Source organism: Streptomyces sp. NPDC002573, assembly GCF_042889625.1.
GTDB classification, from domain to species: domain Bacteria; phylum Actinomycetota; class Actinomycetes; order Streptomycetales; family Streptomycetaceae; genus Streptomyces; species Streptomyces gibsoniae.
Genome location: NZ_JBIARC010000019.1, coordinates 23,708 through 44,163 on the forward strand (window position 1 = coordinate 23,708; position 20,456 = coordinate 44,163).

Here is a 20,456-nt window from a genome sequence, read left to right on the forward strand (position 1 = left end):
CTTCTCGTACTCCCTCTCGGGCCGGCCGGCGCCGGTCGGGCGCGCGGTCGGCCATGACATGGTGTCGGGACTCCGTGCGGGAACGACACGTCCCGGGAGGCAGACGGCGCGCGGACGGCGCGCCGTGCTCCCGGGGCGTGACTACTTCGCGTCGGACTCGCCGTCGGTCTTCTTCGGCTCTGCTTCGTCGGCCTTCGCGCCGGGCGTCTCGTCGGCGGCGTCGTCGTCCGCGTCCTTCTTGCCGAGGTCGACGGGCTTGTCGGCGGGGGCGTCGGCGGCGGACTCGTCCGTCTCGGTGAGGGAGGAGACGTCGTCCGGCACGACGGCGCCGTCGGCCTTGAGGTCGTGCTCGATGCCGTGGACGATGCGGTTGTACTCATCGTCGGTCAGGACGGCGCCGATCGCGTTCTTCGCGAACAGCAGCTCCACCCCCGGGCCTGCGTCGACGAGGACCGTGTCCTCGTTGACCTCCTTGACCGTGGCGTACATGCCCCCGATGGTGCGGATGCCGGAGCCGGGCTGCATCTCGTTCCGCATGGTCGCGGCCTGTTGCTGCTTCTTCTTGGCCGAGCGCGTCATCAGGAACATGGCCGCGATGAGCACGATGAACGGGAGAAGGGTCAAGGTATTCACGGGACGGAAATTCCTTCGCACGACCGCTGTGGCGGCGGCCTGATGGATTGGGGGTGGTCGGCACCGCCCACAAGGGCGGCATCGGCGGAGTCTAAGCGAGTCCGCATGCATGGAACAACGCCCAGCATGGCACCCGGGTTCCTGCCGGTGCGAGTCCCGCGCCGTCACGTACCGAACAGGTCCTGTTGTCCGTTTGCCCCGGTCCTCGCCCCGGATCCGCCGCCCGTCGGGGCGGTGAGGCCGAGGTGGACCCAGGCGGCCGGCGTGGCCACTCGCCCCCGCGGGGTCCGGGCGAGCAGGCCCTCCCTGACCAGGAAGGGCTCGGCGACCTCCTCCACGGTCTCACGTTCCTCCCCCACTGCGACCGCGAGTGTGGAGAGTCCCACAGGACCGCCGCCGAACAGTTTGAGCAGGGCCTCCAGGACGGCCCGGTCCAGGCGGTCCAGGCCCCGCCCGTCCACCTCGTACACGCTGAGGGCCGCCGCGGAGATCTCGCGGGTGATCACTCCGTCGGCCTTGACCTGCGCATAGTCCCGCACACGGCGCAGCAGCCGGTTGGCGATACGGGGGGTGCCGCGGGAACGTCCGGCGATCTCCGCCGCCCCGTCGGTGTCGATCTCGACGTCCAGAAGGCTCGCCGAGCGGTGGATCACGCGCTGCAGCTCGGCGGGCTCGTAGTACTCCATGTGCGCGGTGAAACCGAAGCGGTCGCGCAGCGGGGGCGGCAGCAGTCCCGCGCGCGTGGTGGCGCCGACCAGGGTGAACGGCGGCAGCTCCAGGGGGATGGCGGTGGCGCCGGGGCCCTTCCCGACGATCACGTCGACCCGGAAGTCCTCCATCGCCATGTAGAGCATCTCCTCGGCGGGCCGGGACATGCGGTGGATCTCGTCGAGGAAGAGGACCTCGCCCTCCTGGAGGGAGGAGAGGATCGCGGCGAGGTCGCCGGCGTGCTGGATCGCGGGGCCGCTGGTGATGCGGATGGGGGCGCCCATCTCGGCCGCGATGATCATCGAGAGCGTGGTCTTGCCCAGGCCGGGGGCTCCGGACAGCAGGACGTGGTCGGCGGTCGCTCCCCGCGCGCGTGCCGCGCGCAGCACGAGGTCGAGCTGCTCACGGACCTTCTCTTGGCCGATGAACTCGTCCAGGTCCTTGGGGCGCAGGGCGGCCTCGACGGCCTGGTCGTCACGGTCGGCGACAGAGCCCACCAGCCGCTCCGCGGCGGGGCCGGCGGGCGCCTCGGCGGCGGGGGTGTCGGTCGTGTCGTCCCAGTTCATGGAGTGTGCCTCGCGGTCTCGTGGGGGCGCCGATGGGTCAGCGGGCGCGGTTCAGGGTCTGCAGGGCCGCCTTCAGGAGCGCGCCCACCTGGGGTGTGCCCGGGCCGGCCTCGGCATGCGGGGCGACGGCGGCCACGGCCTCGTCCGCCTCGCGGGTCGCGTACCCGAGGCCGATCAGGGCGGCGTGCAGCTGGTCGCGCCAGCCGGCGGTGACCGGCGCGCCGACCACGGGGGCGCCAGTGGGCTCGCCCAGCCGGTCCTTCAGCTCCAGCAGCAGCTTCTGGGCGCCCTTCTTGCCGATGCCGGGCACGGCCGTGAGGGCCTTCTCGTCGCCGGTGGCCACGGCGCGGCGCAGGGCGTCCGGGGTGTGGACGGCCAGCATCGCCTGGGCCAGCCGGGGGCCGACGCCGCTCGCGGTCTGGAGCAGCTCGAAGACCTGGCGCTCGTCGTCGTCCGCGAAGCCGTACAGCGTCAGCGAGTCCTCCCTGACGACCAGTGAGGTGGCGAGCCTGGCCTCCCGGCCCTTGCGCAGCCCGGAGAGGGTGTTCGGCGTGCACTGGACGGCGAGACCGATGCCGCCCACCTCGACCACGGCGGAGTCCGGGGCGAGGGCGGCGACCGGGCCGCTGACGAAGGCGATCATGCGGTACGGCCTTTCGAGGTGTGCAGGGCGACGGCCTGCTGGAGTCGGTTCTGGGCGGGGGCGCGCCAGATGTGGCAGATGGCGAGCGCGAGGGCGTCCGCGGCGTCGGCGGGCTTCGGCGGCGCGGCCAGCCGCAGCAGCCGGGTGACCATGGCGCCGACCTGGGCCTTGTCGGCGCGTCCGCTGCCGGTGATGGCGGCCTTGACCTCGCTGGGGGTGTGCAGGGCGACGGGGATGCCGCGGCGGGTGGCGCAGAGGATCGCGACGGCGCTGGCCTGGGCGGTGCCCATGACCGTCCGCACGTTGTGCTGGCTGAAGACGCGCTCCACGGCGACGAATTCCGGCCGGTGCTCGTCCAGCCACTGCTCGATGCCCTGCTCGACGGCGACGAGGCGGTGACCGAGGTCGGCGTCCGCCGACGTACGGACGACTCCGACGCCGAGCATCGTGAGCGGCCGGCCGGCCACGCCCTCGACGACGCCGATGCCGCACCGCGTCAGTCCGGGGTCCACCCCCAGTACGCGCACCCCCGTGCCTCCCTTCGCTCTCCCCGGTCGCCGCCGGACACTGCCCCCAGTTCGTGCAGGCTATCGGGTGCCACTGACAACGCCCGGCAAAGCGACGGGCCGACGGGTGGTGTCCCGTCGGCCCGGTCGGTTCGCGGCGGCTCTAGGCGTCGACCTTCTCCATGACCTCGTCGCTGACGTCGAAGTTGGCGAAGACGTTCTGCACGTCGTCGCTGTCCTCGAGCGCGTCGATCAGCTTGAAGATCTTCGTGGCGCCCTCTTCGTCAAGCTGGACCTGCATGGTCGGCACGAAGTTGGCCTCGGCGGAGTCGTAGTCGACCCCGGCGTCCTGGAGGGCGCTGCGGACCGCCACCAGGTCGGTGGCCTCGCTGATCACCTCGAAGGACTCACCGAGGTCGTTGACCTCCTCGGCGCCCGCGTCGAGCACGGCACCCAGGACGTCGTCCTCGGTCAGCTCGCCCTTGGGGACGATCACGACGCCCTTGCGGTTGAACAGGTACGACACGGAACCCGGGTCGGCCATGGAGCCGCCGTTGCGGGTCATGGCGACACGCACGTCCGAGGCGGCACGGTTGCGGTTGTCGGTGAGGCACTCGATGAGCACCGCGACACCGTTGGGACCGTAGCCCTCGTACATGATCGTCTCGTAGTCGGCGCCGCCGGCCTCCAGGCCCGCGCCGCGCTTGACCGCCGAGTCGATGTTCTTGTTCGGGACCGACTGCTTCTTGGCCTTCTGGATGGCGTCGTAGAGAGTCGGGTTGCCCTCGGGGTCCGCGCCTCCCGTCCGGGCCGCGACCTCGATGTTCTTGATCAGCTTCGCGAAGAGCTTGCCGCGCTTGGCATCGATGACGGCCTTCTTGTGCTTCGTCGTGGCCCATTTAGAGTGGCCGGACATCTGCCTGTCTCCTTCGCGTAACCCATCCCGTACGAACTCCCCCAGACCTCAAGCGACTGAGGGGACCCCCGGAGATCCTACAAGGACTCCGGTGTGCGGTTGGCGCGCACCATGTCGACGAACAGTGAGTGAACGCGGTGATCGCCGGTCAGCTCCGGATGGAACGACGTTGCGAGCGCGTTTCCCTGGCGTACGGCCACGATGTGACCGTCGTACACGGCGAGCACCTCGGCCTGGGCGCCCACGGACTCGACCCAGGGGGCCCGGATGAAGACGCCCTCTACAGGATCGCCCTCCACACCCTCGACGTCGACCGCCGCCTCGAAGGACTCGTTCTGCCGGCCGAAGGCGTTGCGGCGCACGATCATGTCGATGCCGCCGATGGTCTCCTGGCCGGAGCGCGGGTCGAGGATCTTGTCGGCGAGCATGATCATGCCCGCGCAGGTGCCGTAGACCGGCATGCCCTCGCGCACGCGCGCGCGAAGGGGTTCCATCACCCCGAAGAGGACGGCCAGCTTGGAGATGGTGGTGGACTCGCCGCCGGGGAGGACGAGGCCGTCGACCTCGGCGAGCTCTTCGGGGCGCCGCACCGGCCTGGCCACGGCGTCGGCCGCGGCCAGGGCGATGAGGTGCTCCCGTACGTCGCCCTGGAGAGCCAGGACGCCTATGACGGGTGCGTCGGTCATGTACGTGCTGTCCTAAGTGAGGTCGGGCTGTGTCGTGCCGGGGTGCGTCTTACCAGCCGCGGTTGGCGTAGCGCTCGCTCTCGGGGAGGACGTCGCAGTTGATGCCGACCATGGCCTCGCCGAGGTTGCGGGACGCGTCCGCGATGATCTTCGGGTCGTCGTAGAAGGTGGTCGCCTTCACGATGGCGGCGGCGCGCTTGGCCGGGTCACCGGACTTGAAGATGCCGGAGCCGACGAACACGCCCTCGGCGCCGAGCTGACGCATCAGCGCGGCGTCGGCCGGGGTGGCGACACCGCCGGCGGAGAACAGCACGACCGGGAGCTTGCCCAGCTCGGCGACCTCCTTGACCAGCTCGTACGGGGCGCGCAGCTCCTTCGCGGCGGCGTACAGCTCGTGGTTGTCGAAGCCGCGCAGCTTGGCGATCTCGTTCTTGATCTGGCGCAGGTGGCGGACGGCCTCGACGACGTTGCCGGTGCCGGCCTCGCCCTTGGAGCGGATCATCGCGGCGCCCTCGGCGATACGGCGCAGGGCCTCACCCAGGTTGGTGGCACCGCAGACGAACGGCGTGGTGAAGGCCCACTTGTCGGAGTGGTTGACCTCGTCGGCCGGGGTGAGGACCTCGGACTCGTCGATGTAGTCGACGCCGAGCGCCTGCAGCACCTGGGCTTCGACGAAGTGGCCGATGCGGGACTTGGCCATCACCGGGATGGACACGGCGTTGATGATGCCCTCGATCATGTCCGGGTCGGACATACGGGCCACGCCGCCGTCCTTGCGGATGTCGGCCGGGACCCGCTCCAGGGCCATGACGGCGACGGCGCCCGCGTCCTCGGCGATCTTCGCCTGCTCCGGCGTGACGACGTCCATGATCACGCCGCCCTTGAGCTGCTCGGCCATGCCGCGCTTGACGCGGGCCGTGCCGGTCTCGGGGGTCTGGGGGGTGGAGAGCGTGCTGGACACGGGTTCGACCTCACTCGGGAAAAAGGCTGATTTCTGCTGGACCGAGGAAACGCCGGGTGAACAGGCCACGGCAAGGGCCAATGGGGAGGCGGTGGATCGTTTTGGGTGCCCGAGTGGCCCGCACCACGCCTCACCGGCCCGCACCACCCTGTACGGCGCACCCGCACAGCCCCGTGCAGGACGGTCCAGACGGCCTCCTACGGCACGCGGGGCGCGCCCCCGGCCCTCACACCGTCGTACGGTCCGTCAGCGCCGCAGGGGGCTCGTCGTCCATCTCGAAGGCCATCGGGAACGGGGCGTGACCGGCCAGCCGGAACCAGCGCACCTTGCGATGGCGGCGCAGCGCCCGGGCCGCGCGCACGGCGTCGTTGTGGAACCTCCGGGCCATCGGCACCCGGCGCACGGCCTCGGTCAGCTCATGGGCGGCCGCCTCGCCGCCGGGCGCCTCCCGCACCGCCTCCACCTGCTGGGCCTCGCCGAACACGGCCCGCAGCGCCTGGCTGAGCTCGCTCTCGGCGACCTCCCGCTGCTCCTCCTCCGCCTGCCGGGCCGCGTGGGCGGCCTCGTACAGCACGATCGACGCGGCCGGATCGAGCACCCCCGAGGTCGCCAGCTCCTGGGCGACGGAGGCCCGGCGCAGCAGCTGGGCGTCGAGCGCGGCGCGCGTCGCGTCGATGCGGGAGTGCAACCGGTCGAGGCGGCCCGCGGTCCAGCTCAGATAAAGGCCGATCGCGACGAGGGCGACGAGGATCCAGATGAGGGTTGCGGTCACGGGCGGCAAGGCTACCGGGCGGTCCGCTCACCGGTGCCGTTCGCCGGACTCAGTCCCGGACCAGGCCCAGGCGGGCGCGCAGGCCCGTCCGCTCGTCCGCGGCCACCGCGGCCGCGCCGTCCGTCACCGTCTCGTAGACCGACAGGATGTCCGCGCCGACCGTCGCCCAGTCGAAGCGCCGTACATGGGCGCTGCCGCGCGCCCGCAGCTCCGCGCGGCGCTCCGGGTCCGCGAGCAGCCGCAGGGCCGCGTCGGCGAGCGCGTCGGCGTCCTCGTTGGCGAACAGCTCACCCGCCGCCCCCTGGTCCAGGACCTGGGCGAAGGCGTCCAGATCCGAGGCGAGCACGGGCGCGCCCGCCGACATCGCCTCGACCAGGACGATCCCGAAGCTCTCCCCCCCGGTGTTGGGCGCCACGTACAGGTCTACGCTGCGCAGGAAGCGCGCCTTGTCCTCGTCGCTGATCATGCCGAGGAACTCGACGCGCGGGCGCAGGTCAGCCGGAAGCGCCGCCACCGCCTCCTCCTCGTCACCGCGTCCGGCGACCAGGAGCCGGGTGTCCGGGCGCGCGGCCAGGATCTTCGGCAGGGCCTTCATGAGGACCGGCAGACCCTTGCGGGGCTCGTCGATACGGCCTATGAAGCCGATGGTGCTGCCCGCGCCTGGCCCGCCGCCGGCCTCGACGGAGCCTCGCGCCTCCTCCGACTGCCATTCGGCCTTGGGTTGGGCCTTCGCGAAGAAGTCGACGTCCACGCCGTTCGGGATCACCACGGCGTCGCCACCGAGGTGTTCGACGAGCGTGCGGCGCGCGTACTCGCTCACCGCGATGCGCGCGCTGATCTTCTCCAGGGCCGCCTGCAGGATCGAGTAGGCGGCGACCATGGCCCGCGAGCGCGGGTTGGAGGTGTGGAAGGTCGCCACGATCGGGCCCTGCGCCGCCCAGCAGGCCAGCAGGCCCAGCGACGGCGAGGTCGGCTCGTGGATGTGGATCACGTCGAACTCGCCGTCGTGCAGCCAGCGCCGCACGCGGGCCGCGCTCAGGAAGCCGAAGTTCAGCCGGGCCACCGAGCCGTTGTACGGCACCGGGACCGCTCGGCCAGCCGAGACGACGTAGGGGGGCAGCGGGGTGTCGTCGTCCGCGGGGGCGAGAACGGAGACCTCGTGCCCCAGGCGGATGAAGTACTCGGCCAGATCGCGGATGTGGAACTGGACGCCGCCCGGCACGTCCCAGGAGTACGGGCAGACGATGCCGATCCTCACTCCGCACCCTCCCGGGGGTCCTCGTTCCGGGGAGCCCTGCCGGGATCCAGGTCGGCGAGCCACAAGCGCTGCAGCATGTGCCAGTCCTCCGGATGCTCGGCGATCCCCGTGGCGAAGGCGTCTGCCAGCGCCTGTGTCATGACAGACGCCTTCTCGGCCCGGGTACCTGTCTCCGGTACCTCGATCGGGGGATGCACACGGCCGCGCATGACGGGCGAGTCGTCGTACCAGAGCGTCACCGGCAGCAGCAGCGCGCCGGTCTGCTGGGCGAGCAGCGCAGGTCCGGCGGGCATCCGCGCCGTCTCCCCGAAGAAGGTGACCTCGACGCCGGAGGCCGACAGATCGCGGTCGGCGACGAGGCAGACGAGTCCGCCGTCGCGCAGCCGCCGGGCCAGGGTGCCGAACGCGGAGCCGCCGCTGTGCGGCAGCACCTCCATGCCGAGGCCCTCGCGGTAGGCGACGAAGCGGTCGTAGAGCGTCTCGGGCTTGAGCCGTTCGGCCACCGTCGTGAACGGCGTCTTCAGCGCGGTGGTGACCCAGGCGCCCGCCAGGTCCCAGTTGGCCAGGTGCGGCAGCGCGAGGACGACGCCCTTGCCGGCGGCCAGTCCGTCGGTGAGGAAGTGCAGGTCCTTGGCGTCGAAGCCGTCCCTGACGCGTTCCGGGCTCCAGGCCGGGAGCCGGAAGGACTCCATCCAGTAGCGCAGATAGGAGCGCATGCCCGCCCGGGACAGCTCGGCGAGCCGTTCGGGGCTCGCGTCGGGCAGCACACGCGCGTAGTTGCTCTCGAGCCGCTGCACGCCCTTGCCGCGCTGCCGCCAGGCGGCGTCGGCGATGGTCCGGCCCAGCCGGGTGGCGACGGGCTCGGGCAGGGCCTTGACCGTGCCCCAGCCCAGTCCGTAGAGCCCGTCGGTGAGCCGCTCCTGCAGGCTGGTCACGTAGCCGCCCCGCTCCTGTGCACGTCGTTCACTGCCCCGTCCCGCTTCCGTGCGAGGCGCTCTGGTCCCGGTCGCGCTCCGCGGCCGCGTCCGCCTCGGCGGACTCCCGGCGAACCGTGACGACCCGCTGGACCAGCGTGATCAGGCTGCCGACGGCGACGATCCACAGCGCGATCGGCAGCAGCACCTGGATGCCCGGCACGCCGAACTTGTGCAGCCCCGCGAACCCGGCCGCGACCAGCGAGATGACCAGACGCTCGGCGCGCTCGACGAGCCCGTTCACGGCGACCGGCAGTCCGATCGACTCGCCGCGGGCCTTGGTGTACGACACCACCTGGCCGCTGGCCAGACAGAAGATCGAGACCGCGCACAGGACGTTGTCGTTGCCGTTGCCCGCGTACCAGAGGGCGAAGCCGCCGAAGATCGCGCCGTCGGCGACCCGGTCGAGCGTGGAGTCCAGGAAGGCTCCCCAGCGACTGGAGCGGCCGAGCTGGCGGGCCATGTTGCCGTCGACGAGGTCCGAGAACACGAACAGGGTGATGACGACCGTGCCCCAGAAGAACTCGCCCCGGGGGTAGAAGACCAGCGCGCCCGCGATCACCCCGGCGGTGCCGATGAGCGTGACCGTGTCGGGGCTCACGCCCCTGCGGATCAGAAACGCGGCGAACGGTGTGAGGACACGCGTGAAGAATGCACGCGCGTACTTGTTCAGCATGGCCTTCCCGACGGTCGGTGAGCCGCGCGGCCTCTGCTGGCCGCCGGCTGGCCCATCGTAGCCACGCGCGCGTGTGCGCGACGGCCGGGCACCCGCGGGCCCGGTGTCACGTCCTGGTGGCACCGGGGTCTCGGGGTGATCGCAGGGGCCGCCGACCCGCACGTATGGCGGGATCCCGTCCTCCGTATGGACGCACCGTGACGGGAGTGCAAAGCTCGAAGACACCGCGGGCGTCACCGGAGCCGCCTACCGCACGCGGGTCCGCACGTCCGCGCCCACAGAGACCTCACCGTGCACGGGAGGCAAGGCCATGGGCGACAAGGCGAACGCACACCCTGGAGCCGCCGGCAGGGCTACGGCGGCCGACCACCCCGCGTCCGTACGGAATGTGGTGCTGGTCGGCCACAGCGGATCCGGCAAGACGACTCTGGTGGAAGCTCTCGCGCTGACCGCGGGAGCGGTGAATCGGGCGGGCCGTGTGGAGGACGGCGGCACCGTATCCGACTACGACGAGATCGAGCACCGGCAGCAGCGTTCGGTGCAGCTCTCCCTGGTCCCCGTCGAACGGGACGGGATCAAGATCAATCTGCTGGACACTCCCGGATACGCCGACTTCGTCGGGGAACTGCGGGCCGGTCTGCGCGCGGCCGACGCGGCCCTCTTCGTGGTCTCGGCCGCGGACGGGGTGGACGGCTCCACCCGGATGGTCTGGGACGAGTGCGCGGCCGTCGGTATGCCGCGCGCGCTCGTGATCACGCACCTGGAGGCCGCCCGGGCCGACTTCGAGGAGATGACCCGGGTCTGCGCGCAGGAGTTCGGCGGGGAGGACCCCGACGCCGTACTGCCCCTGTACCTGCCCTTGCACGGCACCGAGGGCTCCGACGGGCACGCCCCCGTGACCGGGCTCGTGGGACTGCTGTCGCAGAAGCTGTTCGACTACGCCTCCGGCGAGCGCAAGGAGTCCGAGCCGGGGCCGGAACAGCTGCCGCTGATCGAGGACGCCCGCAACCGCCTCATCGAGGGGATCATCTCCGAGAGCGAGGACGAGACCCTCATGGACCGCTATCTGGGCGGCGAGGCGATCGAACTCGACACGCTGACGCAGGACCTGGAGCGGGCGGTCGCGCGCGGGGTCTTCTTCCCGGTGCTCGCCGCCGCGCCCGCGGCCGAGGGCGCCCGCCAGGGACTCGGCACCGTCGAGCTGCTGGAACTGATCACGGGCGGTTTCCCCACCCCGCTGGAGCATGAGGCGGCCGCGGTGACCACCCCGGACGGCAAGCCCCGTGACCTCGCGCTCTGCGATCCTTCGGGGCCTCTGGTGGCGGAGGTCGTCAAGACGTCCTCCGACCCGTACGTGGGCCGTATCTCACTGGTCCGCGTCTTCTCCGGCACCCTGCATCCCGACGACACGGTCCATGTCTCCGGGCACGGTCTGGCCGACCGCGGCCACGAGGACCATGACGTCGACGAGCGCATCGGCGCCCTGTCCGTCCCGTTCGGGAAGCAGCAGCGCCCGCTCTCGCAGTGCATCGCGGGCGATCTGGCGTGCGTGGCGAAACTGAACCGGGCCGAGACCGGCGACACGCTCTCGGCCAAGGACGAACCGCTGCTCATGGCGCCCTGGGAGATGCCGGACCCGCTGTTGCCGCTCGCCATCCAGGCGCACAGCAAGCCGGACGAGGACAAGCTCAGCCAGGGGCTCTCCCGGCTGGTCGCCGAGGATCCGACCATGCGGCTCGAACAGAACCAGGACACCCACCAGGTGGTGCTGTGGTGCCTGGGCGAGGCGCACGCGGACGTCGCCCTGGAGCGGCTGCGCAGCCGCTACGGCGTCCAGGTCGACGTGGTGCCGCACAGGGTCTCCCTCCGGGAGACGTTCGCGGGCACCTCCGGCGGGCGCGGGCGGCATGTCAAGCAGTCCGGCGGGCACGGGCAGTACGCGATCTGCGAGATCGAGGTGGAACCGCTGCCCGGCGGCTCCGGCATCGAGTTCGTCGACAAGGTGGTCGGCGGGGCCGTGCCCCGGCAGTTCATCCCGTCCGTGGAGAAGGGCGTACGCGCCCAGGCCGCCAAGGGCGTGGCCACCGGGCATCCCCTCGTGGACGTCCGGATCACGCTTCTCGACGGCAAGGCGCACTCCGTGGACTCCTCGGACGCAGCCTTCCAGACGGCGGGCGCGCTCGCCCTGCGCGAGGCGGCGGCCGACGCGACGATCCATCTGCTGGAGCCGGTCGCCGAGGTCTCGGTACTCGTCGGTGACGACTACGTCGGTGCCGTGATGAGCGACCTGTCCACGCGGCGCGGCCGGGTCCTGGGGACCGAACAGACGAGCGGCGGCCGGACGCTGGTGCGAGCCGAGGTGCCGGAGATCGAGATCGGCCGGTACGCGGTCGATCTCCGCTCCCTCTCGCACGGCACGGCCCGCTTCAGCCGCTCCTACGCGCGGCACGAGCCGATGCCGACGCAGCTCGCTCAGAAGATCCGCGAAGAGGCGCAGCGCACCATGTAGTCGGGGCTGTGCGTCCGACTCCCCCCGGCGGGCGGCTTCTTGGCCGTCCGCCGACGGATGTCCGTCGCGGCGGATACGCTGATGACCTGATCAAGTTGACACGCGATCACCACGATGACCTGTTCAACAGGTGTGCGGGGCAAGGAAGTCGGGAAGGCCGCAGAAGCGGGTTCGGCGGCGAGGGGGCGGGCGGCAGTGACGGACGGATTCGATTTCAGCCCCGGGGCACAGGTGCCCCTCTCGGGCTCCGCGGGCCAGACGGCGGCGACCTACGCCCTGGCCTCGGCGGCCTACCGGGACGCGAAGGTCGAGCAGATCCTCGACGCGAACAACGAATGGCACGAGTCGAAGGTCAGCCCTCCCCGTCCCTGGGCGAAACTCTTCCGCCCCAACCTTGGCGAGGCCTTCTCGCTCGCGGTGCGGGACCGCATGCTCGGGGCCGGCCGCAAGCCGCTCATCCAGTCCTTCGGCACCGAGCCGCAGGTGGTCGTGGAGCACTGTCTGGCCGCCCACCGCATCCGCCGGGAGCGCGACAACTGGCTCGCCGCGGTGACGGTGCTGTGCGGGGTGCTGTTCCTGCCCGGGCTGCTGGTGTGGCTGCTGGTCTTCCAGATCCGCGCCACCATCGCCAAGCGGGACGCCAAGCGCGGGTCCGCCCTCGGCACCACGCTGCTGGTCGCGGTGGGCGCCCTCGCCGTGATCTTCCTGATCAAGATGCCGTTCACGGGTTTCTGGGCGTGGTACGGGCGTGCGGCGGCGGTGCTGCCCGTGATCGGCTGGTACTGGGCGAAGCAGATCTGCGAGCGGACCGCGCGGGACCTGCGCGAGCGCTGGGAGAGCCTGCTCGCCGGCGGCGGCCTGGGCGCGAAGATCCCCGAGGCGGTGCCGGGCAGCCCCGGGGAGAACTCCGCCGAGCTGCTGCGCCAGGCACTGGTCCGGCTGAGCGCCGAGCAGCGGTCCAACTCCGTCTTCTACGCGGGGCCCAAGGGCATCCTGGGCATGGGCACGCGCTGGGGCAGCTGGCAGCTCGCCGAGGACCTGGTGCCGCGTGACGCGGACAAGGAGATCCACCCGTTCCGCAGCTGGGACGTGGTCAGGGCCATCCACGACCAGCTGAGCATGCTGGAACGCGGCCCGCTGAACACCGGGGGCTTCCCGAAGCCGTCGATCAAGCACTGGATCGTCAGCCCGATCGGCGAGAAGGCCGGGGAGGTGTCCCGCCCCGAGGGCACGGACGTGGACGCGTACCAGTTCAAGCCGCACGCGATACAGGAGATCTGCAACAAGCAGCAGTTCGGCGGCGGTGAGCGGCACTACCTCGGCGTCCAGTGGACGCTGTGGGACGGCCAGCTGGTCCTCACCATGCTGATCACGGTGACGGTGCTGCACGAGACGCTGCGCATCGAGGTCACCGGGCACGCCCTGGGGCCGGTGAACGCGCTGTTCACGACCAAGCCCTCGGCGCCGACCAAGAAGGTGCAGAAGCAGATCAGGTTCTGGGAGACTCGCGAGGTGAAGCTCCCGCTGGTCGACGCGGACGAGGTGGTGCGCCTGGCGGTCCGCGCCCCGCTCACCTGGTATCCGCCGGTGCTGAACTGGCTGGGCGGCTCGCTGACCCTGCCGGAGCCCTTCGGTCTGCGTCACGCCTGGGCGGACCAGCCGTGGCGCCACCGCTTCATGGCGGACGACGCGCTGCGGGCGGCCACACCGGTGCTGCGCGTGGTGCACGCGGCGGCGATCCGGGTGCTGGAGGAGAACGGCGTGGACACGGAGAAGTTCGGCACGCGGTCGTCGTTCCTCAGCTCGCAGGTGCAGGACCCGATGCCGCGCAAGGCCGACCTCTACGACGCGTAGCGCACCCGGACCGGTTCCTGCCGGGCCACCCGGTCGGTCGGGCGGCCCGGCAGGACCGGAGCTGTGAGAGCTCCACGCTCACGCCGCGGGCCAGGCCTCCGCCAGCATCGTGCGGGTGTCGGCCAGCAGCTGCGGCAGCACCTTGGTGTGGCCGACCACCGGCATGAAGTTCGTGTCGCCGCCCCAGCGCGGGACGAGGTGCTGGTGCAGATGGGCCGCGATGCCCGCGCCGGCGACCGTGCCCTGGTTCATGCCGATGTTGAAGCCGTGGGCCCCGGAGGCGGTGCGCAGGGCGGTCATGGCCTGCTTGGTCAGCTCGGCCAGCTCCGCGGTCTCCGGCTCCGTCAGGTCGGTGTAGTCGGCGACGTGGCGGTACGGCACGACCATCAGATGGCCGCCGTTGTAGGGGTACAGGTTGAGGACCGCGTACACCTGCTCGCCGCGCCTGACGATCAGCCCGTCCTCGTCGGACTTGGCCGGTATGGTGCAGAACGGGCAGCCGTCGTCGGCCCCCGGACCGGTCGGCTTGTTCTCGCCCTGGATGTAGGCCATCCGGTGGGGCGTCCACAGGCGCTGGAACGCGTCCTGCGTCCCCACTCCGATCTGCTGCTCCGGCTCACTCGTCATGCAGTGCAGCATATGGCTTCACCCGTGTGCGGCGTCGGGGCGGTCCTCGGAAGCCCCGGTCCGACCAGGAACGAGGCAGGGCCCCGGGGCACTGAACTCCCCAGGGGCCCTGGCGTCCGTCGCCTGCGGGGCGGAGGCACATCTCACACAGGTGCGGATCAGACCTGTGCCCGCTCCTCGACGACCTTCATGATCTTCGCGATGGCCTCGTCGAACGGGATGGCGTTCTCCTGCGAGCCGTCCCGGTAGCGGAAGGACACCGATCCGTTGGACATGTCCTCGTCGCCCGCGATGACCATGAAGGGCACCTTCTGCTTCTGGGCGTTGCGGATCTTCTTCTGCATACGGTCCGAGGAGGAGTCGACCTCGACGCGCAGGCCCTTCTTGCGGGCGGCCTCGGTGAACCTCTGCAGATACTCGACGTGCGCGTCACCGATCGGGATACCGATGGCCTGGACCGGTGCCAGCCACGCCGGGAAGGCGCCCGCGTAGTGCTCCAGCAGCACCGCGAAGAACCGCTCGATGGAGCCGAAGAGGGCGCGGTGGATCATGACCGGGCGCTGCTTGGAGCCGTCCGCGGCCGTGTACTCCAGGTCGAAGCGCTCCGGCAGGTTGAAGTCCAGCTGGACCGTCGACATCTGCCAGGTGCGGCCGATCGCGTCCTTGGCCTGGACGGAGATCTTCGGACCGTAGAAGGCGGCGCCGCCCGGGTCCGGGACCAGCGGCAGGCCCTGCTTCTCGGCGACCTGGCGGAGGGTCTCGGTGGCCTCCTCCCAGGCCTCGTCGGAGCCGACGTACTTCTCCGGGTCCTTGGTGGACAGCTCCAGGTAGAAGTCGGTCAGACCGTAGTCGCGCAGCAGGTTCAGCACGAAGGTGAGCGTCTTGTCGAGCTCGTCGCCCATCTGCTCGCGCGTGCAGTAGATGTGCGCGTCGTCCTGGGTGAAGCCGCGGGCACGGGTCAGACCGTGCACGACACCCGACTTCTCGTACCGGTACACGGTGCCGAACTCGAACAGGCGCAGCGGCAGTTCACGGTAGGAGCGGCCGCGCGCGTCGAAGATCAGGTTGTGCATCGGGCAGTTCATGGGCTTGAGGTAGTAGTCCACGCCCTCGTCGAGCTGCATGGGCGGGTACATGCCGTCGGCGTACCAGTCCAGGTGGCCCGAGGTCTCGAAGAGCTTCCCCTTCGTCGCGTGCGGGGTGTAGACGAACTCGTAGCCCTCTTCCTCGTGGCGGCGCCGGGAGTAGTCCTCCATCACACGGCGGACGATGCCGCCCTTGGGGTGGAAGACGGCGAGGCCGGAGCCGATCTGCTCCGGGACGGAGAACAGGTCCAGCTCGCTGCCCAGCTTGCGGTGGTCGCGCTTCTCGGCCTCGACGAGGAAGTCCAGGTACGCCTTCAGCTCGTCCTTTGACGGCCAGGCCGTGCCGTAGATGCGCTGGAGCATCGGGTTCTTCTCGCTGCCGCGCCAGTAGGCGGCCGCGTTGCGCATCAACTTGAACGCCGGGATCAGCCGGGTCGAGGGCAGGTGGGGACCGCGGCAGAGGTCCTTCCAGCACAGCTCGCCGGTCTTGGCGTCCAGGTTGTCGTAGATCGTCAGCTCGCCGGCGCCGACCTCGACGTCCGCGCCGTCCTCGCTGGACGCCGAGCCCTTGAGGCCGATCAGCTCCAGCTTGTAGGGCTCGTCCGCCAGCTCCTCGCGGGCGGCCTCGTCGGTGACGACACGGCGGGAGAAGCGCTGGCCGCGCTTCTGGATCTCCTGCATCTTCTTCTCGACGGCCTTGAGATCCTCGGGCGTGAACGGCCGCGCCACGTCGAAGTCGTAGTAGAAGCCGTCCTTGACCGGCGGGCCGATGCCCAGCTTGGCCTCGGGGAAGATCTCCTGCACGGCCTGTGCCATCACATGCGCGGTGGAGTGCCGCAGGATGTTGAGGCCGTCCTCGGAGGAGATCTCGACGCCCTCGACTGTCTCGCCGTCCTGGACCGCGTAGCTGAGGTCCTTCAGCTCGCCGGCCACGCGCGCGGCGATGATCGAGCGCTCGCCGGCGAAGAGGTCGGCGGCCGTAGTGCCCGTCGTCACCACGCGCTCTTCCCGCTCGGAATCGCGTTGGATGATCACACGGACGTCTGACACCGGTCTCTCCTGACTGCTGGCGGATGCGGCGCCATACCTGGAGCGCGCGCATGACTGGGATCGTACCGACCCACGGCCGCCCACCGCGAAACGGTCGCGGTCAGTCCTCCTCGCACGCCTCCTCGAAGAAGTCCGTGTCCTTCGCGTTCTCCTGGAGCGACTTCATCAGCCGGTCCCGCTCGGCCTCGTCCACCCGCACCGGGGCCACTCCGGACGCGTCCGCCAGACGCCGGAAGCCGCCGCGGCTCTCCAGCCGCCCGTGCACCCGCACCGGCAGCCCGGCGAGATGGGCGTGGCCCGCCGTCCGGTACGCCTCCTCGTCCAGGGTCATCCGTACGTGCGGCACCTCGGCCCCGGCGATGACGCGCAGCCGGACCGTGCCCTCGCCGCCCGGCGCCGACCGGCGCAGCCGGACGACGGTACCGGTGATCCGCACCGGGACGGACGGCTCCTCGCGCAGATAGCGGGCCCCGGCCTCGCGCAGCACGGGCAGGTCGCCCGGCGAGAACTCGACCGGCTCGACGGGCGTCGCACCGCCCTCGGGCACGCCGACGGCAGGTGCCCACTCGACGGCGATACGGGCACCCTCGGAGCCGCGCACGAGGGCCACCAGAGCCTCGGTCAGCTCACGGCTCACGCCCGCCTCGACGGCGGCGTCGAAGGCGTCCATGCCGCCGGTGGCGCGCTGGTAGTCGACGGCCTCCCGGGCCGCGTAGAGCGCCTGGTGCAGACGTACGGCGAGCGGCCGGCCGGTGGCGACGGGCACGAAGGCGGTGAGCCTGCGACCGCCGGGGGCGGCGCCGACCAGCACGTCGTCCAGGGAGGCGACGGCGGGCCTGCGGTGCCGGGCGCCGTAGTAGCCCGCACGCGCGCGGGTGGCGAGCGCGCCGGCCAGCAGCATCCCCCGGGCGGCGGACCGCAGCTCGTCCTCCACGGCCCAGGACGCGGCGCCCACGGGCCCCGTGGGCACGTCGCGCCACCAGTGGATCTCGTCGCTGGGCACGGAGAGTCCGACCAGCACGTCACGGGCGGAGGGCGAGCCGCTGCGGGAGAGGGCGACAAGGGCCTCGCCGAGCAGGTCGTCGCTGTCGGGGAAGGCCCGGCTCTCCGGCACCAGCAGGCTGGTTCCTCCGCTGCCCGGCCCGGGCGGGGTCCACCGGCCGTAGCGTCCGGGGGCGCCGCCGCGGCGCTGCCAGCCGTGCCGGTGCAGGAGGGCGCCGAGCACGGCGGGATCGACCTGGTCCGGGGCGGGCGGCTGGTTCCACGGCTGCTCCGCCGGGTGTGGTCGCACGGCGCGGAGTGGCTCGTCGAGGGGACGGTGGGTCACGGTCTGCCTCCCGTTCCGACCCGGGTCATGATCTCGCACAGGGCACGGTCGTCGAAGATGCGCGCGGTGGGGATGCGCACGGTGGTGCGGTGCCGGCCTGTGATCGGGTGTCCGGCCAGATTGATCCAGTAGCAGCAGTGCCGCAGGTCGAGGCGGTCGTGGCCGGCCCGCAGCCACTGCTCCTGGGACCGGGGCACGATCATCACGACGAGGATCTTGTGCACGGAGACGGGGGTGCGGGCCAGCTTCGCCAGGTGCTCGTTGTCGAGCGTGAAGGAGAAGAAACGGCCGGGCGGGTTCGGCGGGATCTGGTAGGTGGCCTTGAGCTGCACCTTGATGGTGACCTCGTCGTCGACGGTGTGACCGGGGGCGCTGTGGCTGACGTGCCAGTCGATGCCGTTGTCCGGAAAGGGCTGGGACAGCGAGCAGCCGGCCGCGGCGGCGACCGCGTGCAGATATCCCACCTGCAATGTCTCCATGCAGGCGGTGGTGGCGAGTGTGCCGCGAAGGGGGCCCGTGCGTTCGGGCAGCAGCCCGCCCCGCTCGGGCTGCGCTATCGCCATGACCAACAGCCTTCCCCGTCGGATCGATCCCCGTGACGGGCCCGCTGAACTGCAAAGACCCGTACTCCTGTTGTGTCCTTCCGGCGTACGACGCAAACAGCCCGGGTATCACCAAACGGGCAGAAGACGGTACGTCAACTGCCGAAGGTGAACAAGGAGTTGAGTTCGTATGGCGTGCTGGTACGAGGGCCCCTTGGCCGCGTTCGACACGGAGACCACGGGCGTGGACGTCGAGACCGACCGAATCGTGTCGGCCGCCGTCGCCGTCCAGGACGCACCGGGCACCCGACCGAGGGTGTGCCGGTGGCTGGTGAACCCGGGTGTGCCGGTGCCCGCGGAGGCGACGGCGGTGCACGGGCTGACGGAGGAACATCTGCAGCGCAACGGCCGCTGGCCGTCGCCGGTGATGGAGGAGATAGCCAGGGAGCTGGGCGAACAGGCCGCGCTGGGACGGCCGCTGGTGGTGATGAACGCGCCGTTCGATCTGACGCTTCTGGACCGGGAGTTGCGCCGCCACCGCGCCTCCTCGCTGGACCGCTGGTTCGCGTCGCAGCCGCTCTGCGTGCTCGACCCGCGGGTCCTCGACAAGCATCTGGACCGCTACCGCAAGGGCCGCCGCACCCTCACCGATCTGTGCGCGCACTACGGCGTCGTCCTGGAGGGAGCGCACGACGCGGCGGCGGACGCGCTGGCCGCGCTGGAGGTCGTACGGGCGGTGGGGCGACGTTACGCGACCCGTCTGGAGCGGCTGACACCGGTCGAGCTGCACACCCTCCAGACGGGGTGGCATGCGGCGCAGGCACGGGGACTGCAGGCCTGGTTCGCGCGCAGCGGCTCGGACGAGGTGGTGGACACGGCCTGGCCGCTGCGCCCGGAGCTGCCGGCGGCCGCCTGACCCGGGCCCACGGGGTGGGGTCCGTCCCGGCTCCCCGGCGTCCCAGCACCTCGGCACACGAAAAAACCGGTCCGTCTGTGACGGACCGGTCTCCTCCGGGTGGGCGATACTGGGTTCGAACCAGTGACCTCTTCGGTGTGAACGAAGCGCTCTCCCACTGAGCTAATCGCCCGGGAACGCAGTGAACAATACAGGTCCGGGGCCGGTTCGTTCAAACCGTTCGGAGGTGCGCGAGCAGTCCCCTGCGCCCCGCCCGCATCATGAGCCGGTGGTTCACGCGGAAGACGGGCCGCCCGGGCACGGCCCAGCGCCTGAGCAACGGCTTGGTGACCTCGACCTCCTGGTCGTAGCGGACGAGGGTGCCGGAGGCGGTCGCGGTGATCGTCCAGCGCGCCCAGCCCTCGAGATCGCCGGAGAGCGCGGCCTCGAGGACCCCGGCCGCCGGATCGCGCCGCGCCTCGCGCGCGGTGAAGGTGATGTCGTACGGCAGCAGCGAGCGGACCCGGACGATGTCGGTGGTGTCGTCGAGCCGGATCACCTCTCGCACCTGACGCCACCATGTCGGGTACTCCTCGGCCCGCTCCAGGACCGCGTACACGGCGGCGGGGGGCGCAGGCAGCGGCCACAGGCTGCGGAAGCGGTAGTGGTTCGGGTCCATGCGCAGAGTCTGCCCGGGAGTTCCCCCGGTATCTGAGTAGGCGTACTCATGCCGTACGCGGTGCGGCGGACCACACTGGCGGGTGCGAGCGCCGTCGCCCGTGCGGCGGCGCTCCACGGCACGGACCTTCGTCGAATTCCCGGCGCGCACCTGGGACTTGAGGCCGGATGGCACGCCTCTTCCGTCGTACTCCCGGTAAATCCGAGGGCGTTGTGGAATACGTCCGCACATTTCCGCCGGCCGCCCGGTCCAGGGCTTCTCCCAAAAGTCCGCGCAATACCGGAAGTCCGCGTTCCTCTCGATCTCCGGGGACTTCTTTTCGAAGAGCTCTGGCTAACGAACGATCCGGACCGATTGATTCGGACCGGTCGATCGCAGGCAGTCGATCGGAAGGGGTTGAACCGGACTGACTGAATCCTCTTCGCGTACGTCGACGCCGACAGGACGCGGCGGATCCTGACCGTTTCCGGCGCGGATGCGCTCCGGCAGGTGTGAATCGATTCGGGAAAGCGCTTGCCGACACATGCCCGGAGGGGCACATTACGACGAGGGTGGTGGGTGCTCGCGTTTCCGCGAGCACCCACCACCC

At 71.0% G+C, this 20,456-nt stretch carries 19 protein-coding genes and 1 tRNA gene; 3 read left to right on the top strand and 17 right to left on the bottom strand.

The window, feature by feature from the left end:
• Positions 1-141: 141 nt before the first annotated feature.
• The 11 genes from yajC to pgsA form a co-directional block, all read right to left on the bottom strand.
• On the bottom strand, positions 142-633 hold the full coding sequence (gene yajC / locus ACFYX0_RS19380; protein ID WP_388971680.1) for a preprotein translocase subunit YajC: 492 nt from the start codon (positions 631-633) through the stop codon (positions 142-144).
• A gap of 164 nt (positions 634-797) precedes the next feature.
• A complete protein-coding gene (gene ruvB, locus ACFYX0_RS19385) occupies positions 798-1,907 on the bottom strand; it encodes a Holliday junction branch migration DNA helicase RuvB (protein ID WP_388971682.1) in 1,110 nt (369 codons plus the stop codon).
• Between the two features lie 37 nt (positions 1,908-1,944).
• Positions 1,945-2,550, bottom strand: a complete 606-nt coding sequence (gene ruvA, locus ACFYX0_RS19390) for a Holliday junction branch migration protein RuvA (RefSeq protein ID WP_355910112.1) — start codon at positions 2,548-2,550, stop codon at positions 1,945-1,947.
• Positions 2,547-3,077 (bottom strand): crossover junction endodeoxyribonuclease RuvC, encoded by a 531-nt coding sequence (gene ruvC, locus ACFYX0_RS19395; protein ID WP_388971684.1) that lies wholly within the window; start codon positions 3,075-3,077, stop codon positions 2,547-2,549. Before ruvC ends, ruvA begins: the two co-directional genes overlap by 4 nt.
• Positions 3,078-3,219: 142 nt before the next feature.
• Positions 3,220-3,972 (bottom strand): YebC/PmpR family DNA-binding transcriptional regulator, encoded by a 753-nt coding sequence (locus tag ACFYX0_RS19400; protein WP_355910106.1) that lies wholly within the window; start codon positions 3,970-3,972, stop codon positions 3,220-3,222.
• Between the two features lie 77 nt (positions 3,973-4,049).
• Positions 4,050-4,658 carry a pyridoxal 5'-phosphate synthase glutaminase subunit PdxT gene (gene pdxT, locus ACFYX0_RS19405; protein WP_355910103.1) on the bottom strand — a complete coding sequence of 203 codons (609 nt, stop codon included), beginning with the start codon at positions 4,656-4,658 and terminating at the stop codon, positions 4,050-4,052.
• A 49-nt stretch (positions 4,659-4,707) separates the two neighbouring features.
• Positions 4,708-5,619, bottom strand: a complete 912-nt coding sequence (gene pdxS / locus ACFYX0_RS19410) for a pyridoxal 5'-phosphate synthase lyase subunit PdxS (protein ID WP_311696060.1) — start codon at positions 5,617-5,619, stop codon at positions 4,708-4,710.
• Positions 5,620-5,845: 226 nt separating this feature from the next.
• Positions 5,846-6,391, bottom strand: coding sequence for a hypothetical protein (locus ACFYX0_RS19415; RefSeq protein ID WP_311696061.1), 546 nt, complete (start codon positions 6,389-6,391; stop codon positions 5,846-5,848).
• A 49-nt stretch (positions 6,392-6,440) separates the two neighbouring features.
• A complete protein-coding gene (locus ACFYX0_RS19420; RefSeq protein WP_388971686.1) occupies positions 6,441-7,649 on the bottom strand; it encodes a glycosyltransferase family 4 protein in 1,209 nt (402 codons plus the stop codon).
• Positions 7,646-8,584 carry a phosphatidylinositol mannoside acyltransferase gene (locus ACFYX0_RS19425; RefSeq protein ID WP_388971688.1) on the bottom strand — a complete coding sequence of 313 codons (939 nt, stop codon included), beginning with the start codon at positions 8,582-8,584 and terminating at the stop codon, positions 7,646-7,648. The genes ACFYX0_RS19420 and ACFYX0_RS19425 overlap by 4 nt, the downstream gene beginning before the upstream one ends.
• Positions 8,585-8,612: 28 nt before the next feature.
• A complete protein-coding gene (pgsA, locus tag ACFYX0_RS19430; RefSeq protein WP_388971690.1) occupies positions 8,613-9,299 on the bottom strand; it encodes a phosphatidylinositol phosphate synthase in 687 nt (228 codons plus the stop codon).
• Between the two features lie 310 nt (positions 9,300-9,609).
• Here pgsA and ACFYX0_RS19435 point away from each other — a divergent pair, with 310 nt between their 5' ends.
• The gene (locus tag ACFYX0_RS19435; RefSeq protein WP_388971692.1) at positions 9,610-11,808 is read left to right on the top strand and encodes an elongation factor G-like protein EF-G2; all 2,199 of its coding nucleotides are present in this window, start codon (positions 9,610-9,612) and stop codon (positions 11,806-11,808) included.
• Between the two features lie 195 nt (positions 11,809-12,003).
• Positions 12,004-13,662: a hypothetical protein gene (locus ACFYX0_RS19440; RefSeq protein ID WP_388971694.1), complete on the top strand. Its 1,659-nt coding sequence runs from the start codon at positions 12,004-12,006 to the stop codon at positions 13,660-13,662.
• A gap of 78 nt (positions 13,663-13,740) precedes the next feature.
• On the opposite strand, the gene ACFYX0_RS19445 is transcribed toward ACFYX0_RS19440, so the two are convergent.
• The 4 genes from ACFYX0_RS19445 to ACFYX0_RS19460 form a co-directional block, all read right to left on the bottom strand.
• Positions 13,741-14,301, bottom strand: coding sequence for an HIT family protein (locus ACFYX0_RS19445; protein WP_388971696.1), 561 nt, complete (start codon positions 14,299-14,301; stop codon positions 13,741-13,743).
• A gap of 146 nt (positions 14,302-14,447) precedes the next feature.
• Positions 14,448-16,424: a threonine--tRNA ligase gene (gene thrS / locus ACFYX0_RS19450; protein ID WP_388971698.1), complete on the bottom strand. Its 1,977-nt coding sequence runs from the start codon at positions 16,422-16,424 to the stop codon at positions 14,448-14,450.
• A gap of 100 nt (positions 16,425-16,524) precedes the next feature.
• Positions 16,525-17,751, bottom strand: coding sequence for a hypothetical protein (locus ACFYX0_RS19455; RefSeq protein ID WP_388971700.1), 1,227 nt, complete (start codon positions 17,749-17,751; stop codon positions 16,525-16,527).
• Positions 17,748-18,314: a DUF4365 domain-containing protein gene (locus ACFYX0_RS19460; RefSeq protein WP_311696071.1), complete on the bottom strand. Its 567-nt coding sequence runs from the start codon at positions 18,312-18,314 to the stop codon at positions 17,748-17,750. The genes ACFYX0_RS19455 and ACFYX0_RS19460 overlap by 4 nt, the downstream gene beginning before the upstream one ends.
• Positions 18,315-18,483: 169 nt before the next feature.
• On the opposite strand from ACFYX0_RS19460, the gene ACFYX0_RS19465 reads away from it, so the two are divergent.
• Positions 18,484-19,209, top strand: a complete 726-nt coding sequence (locus ACFYX0_RS19465) for a 3'-5' exonuclease (RefSeq protein ID WP_355910078.1) — start codon at positions 18,484-18,486, stop codon at positions 19,207-19,209.
• Positions 19,210-19,309: 100 nt separating this feature from the next.
• Here ACFYX0_RS19465 and ACFYX0_RS19470 read toward each other — a convergent pair.
• Positions 19,310-19,381 (bottom strand) — tRNA-Val (locus ACFYX0_RS19470).
• A 39-nt stretch (positions 19,382-19,420) separates the two neighbouring features.
• Complete coding sequence (locus ACFYX0_RS19475; protein ID WP_355910075.1) at positions 19,421-19,867, bottom strand: SRPBCC family protein; 447 nt, start codon at positions 19,865-19,867, stop codon at positions 19,421-19,423.
• Positions 19,868-20,456 lie beyond the last annotated feature (589 nt).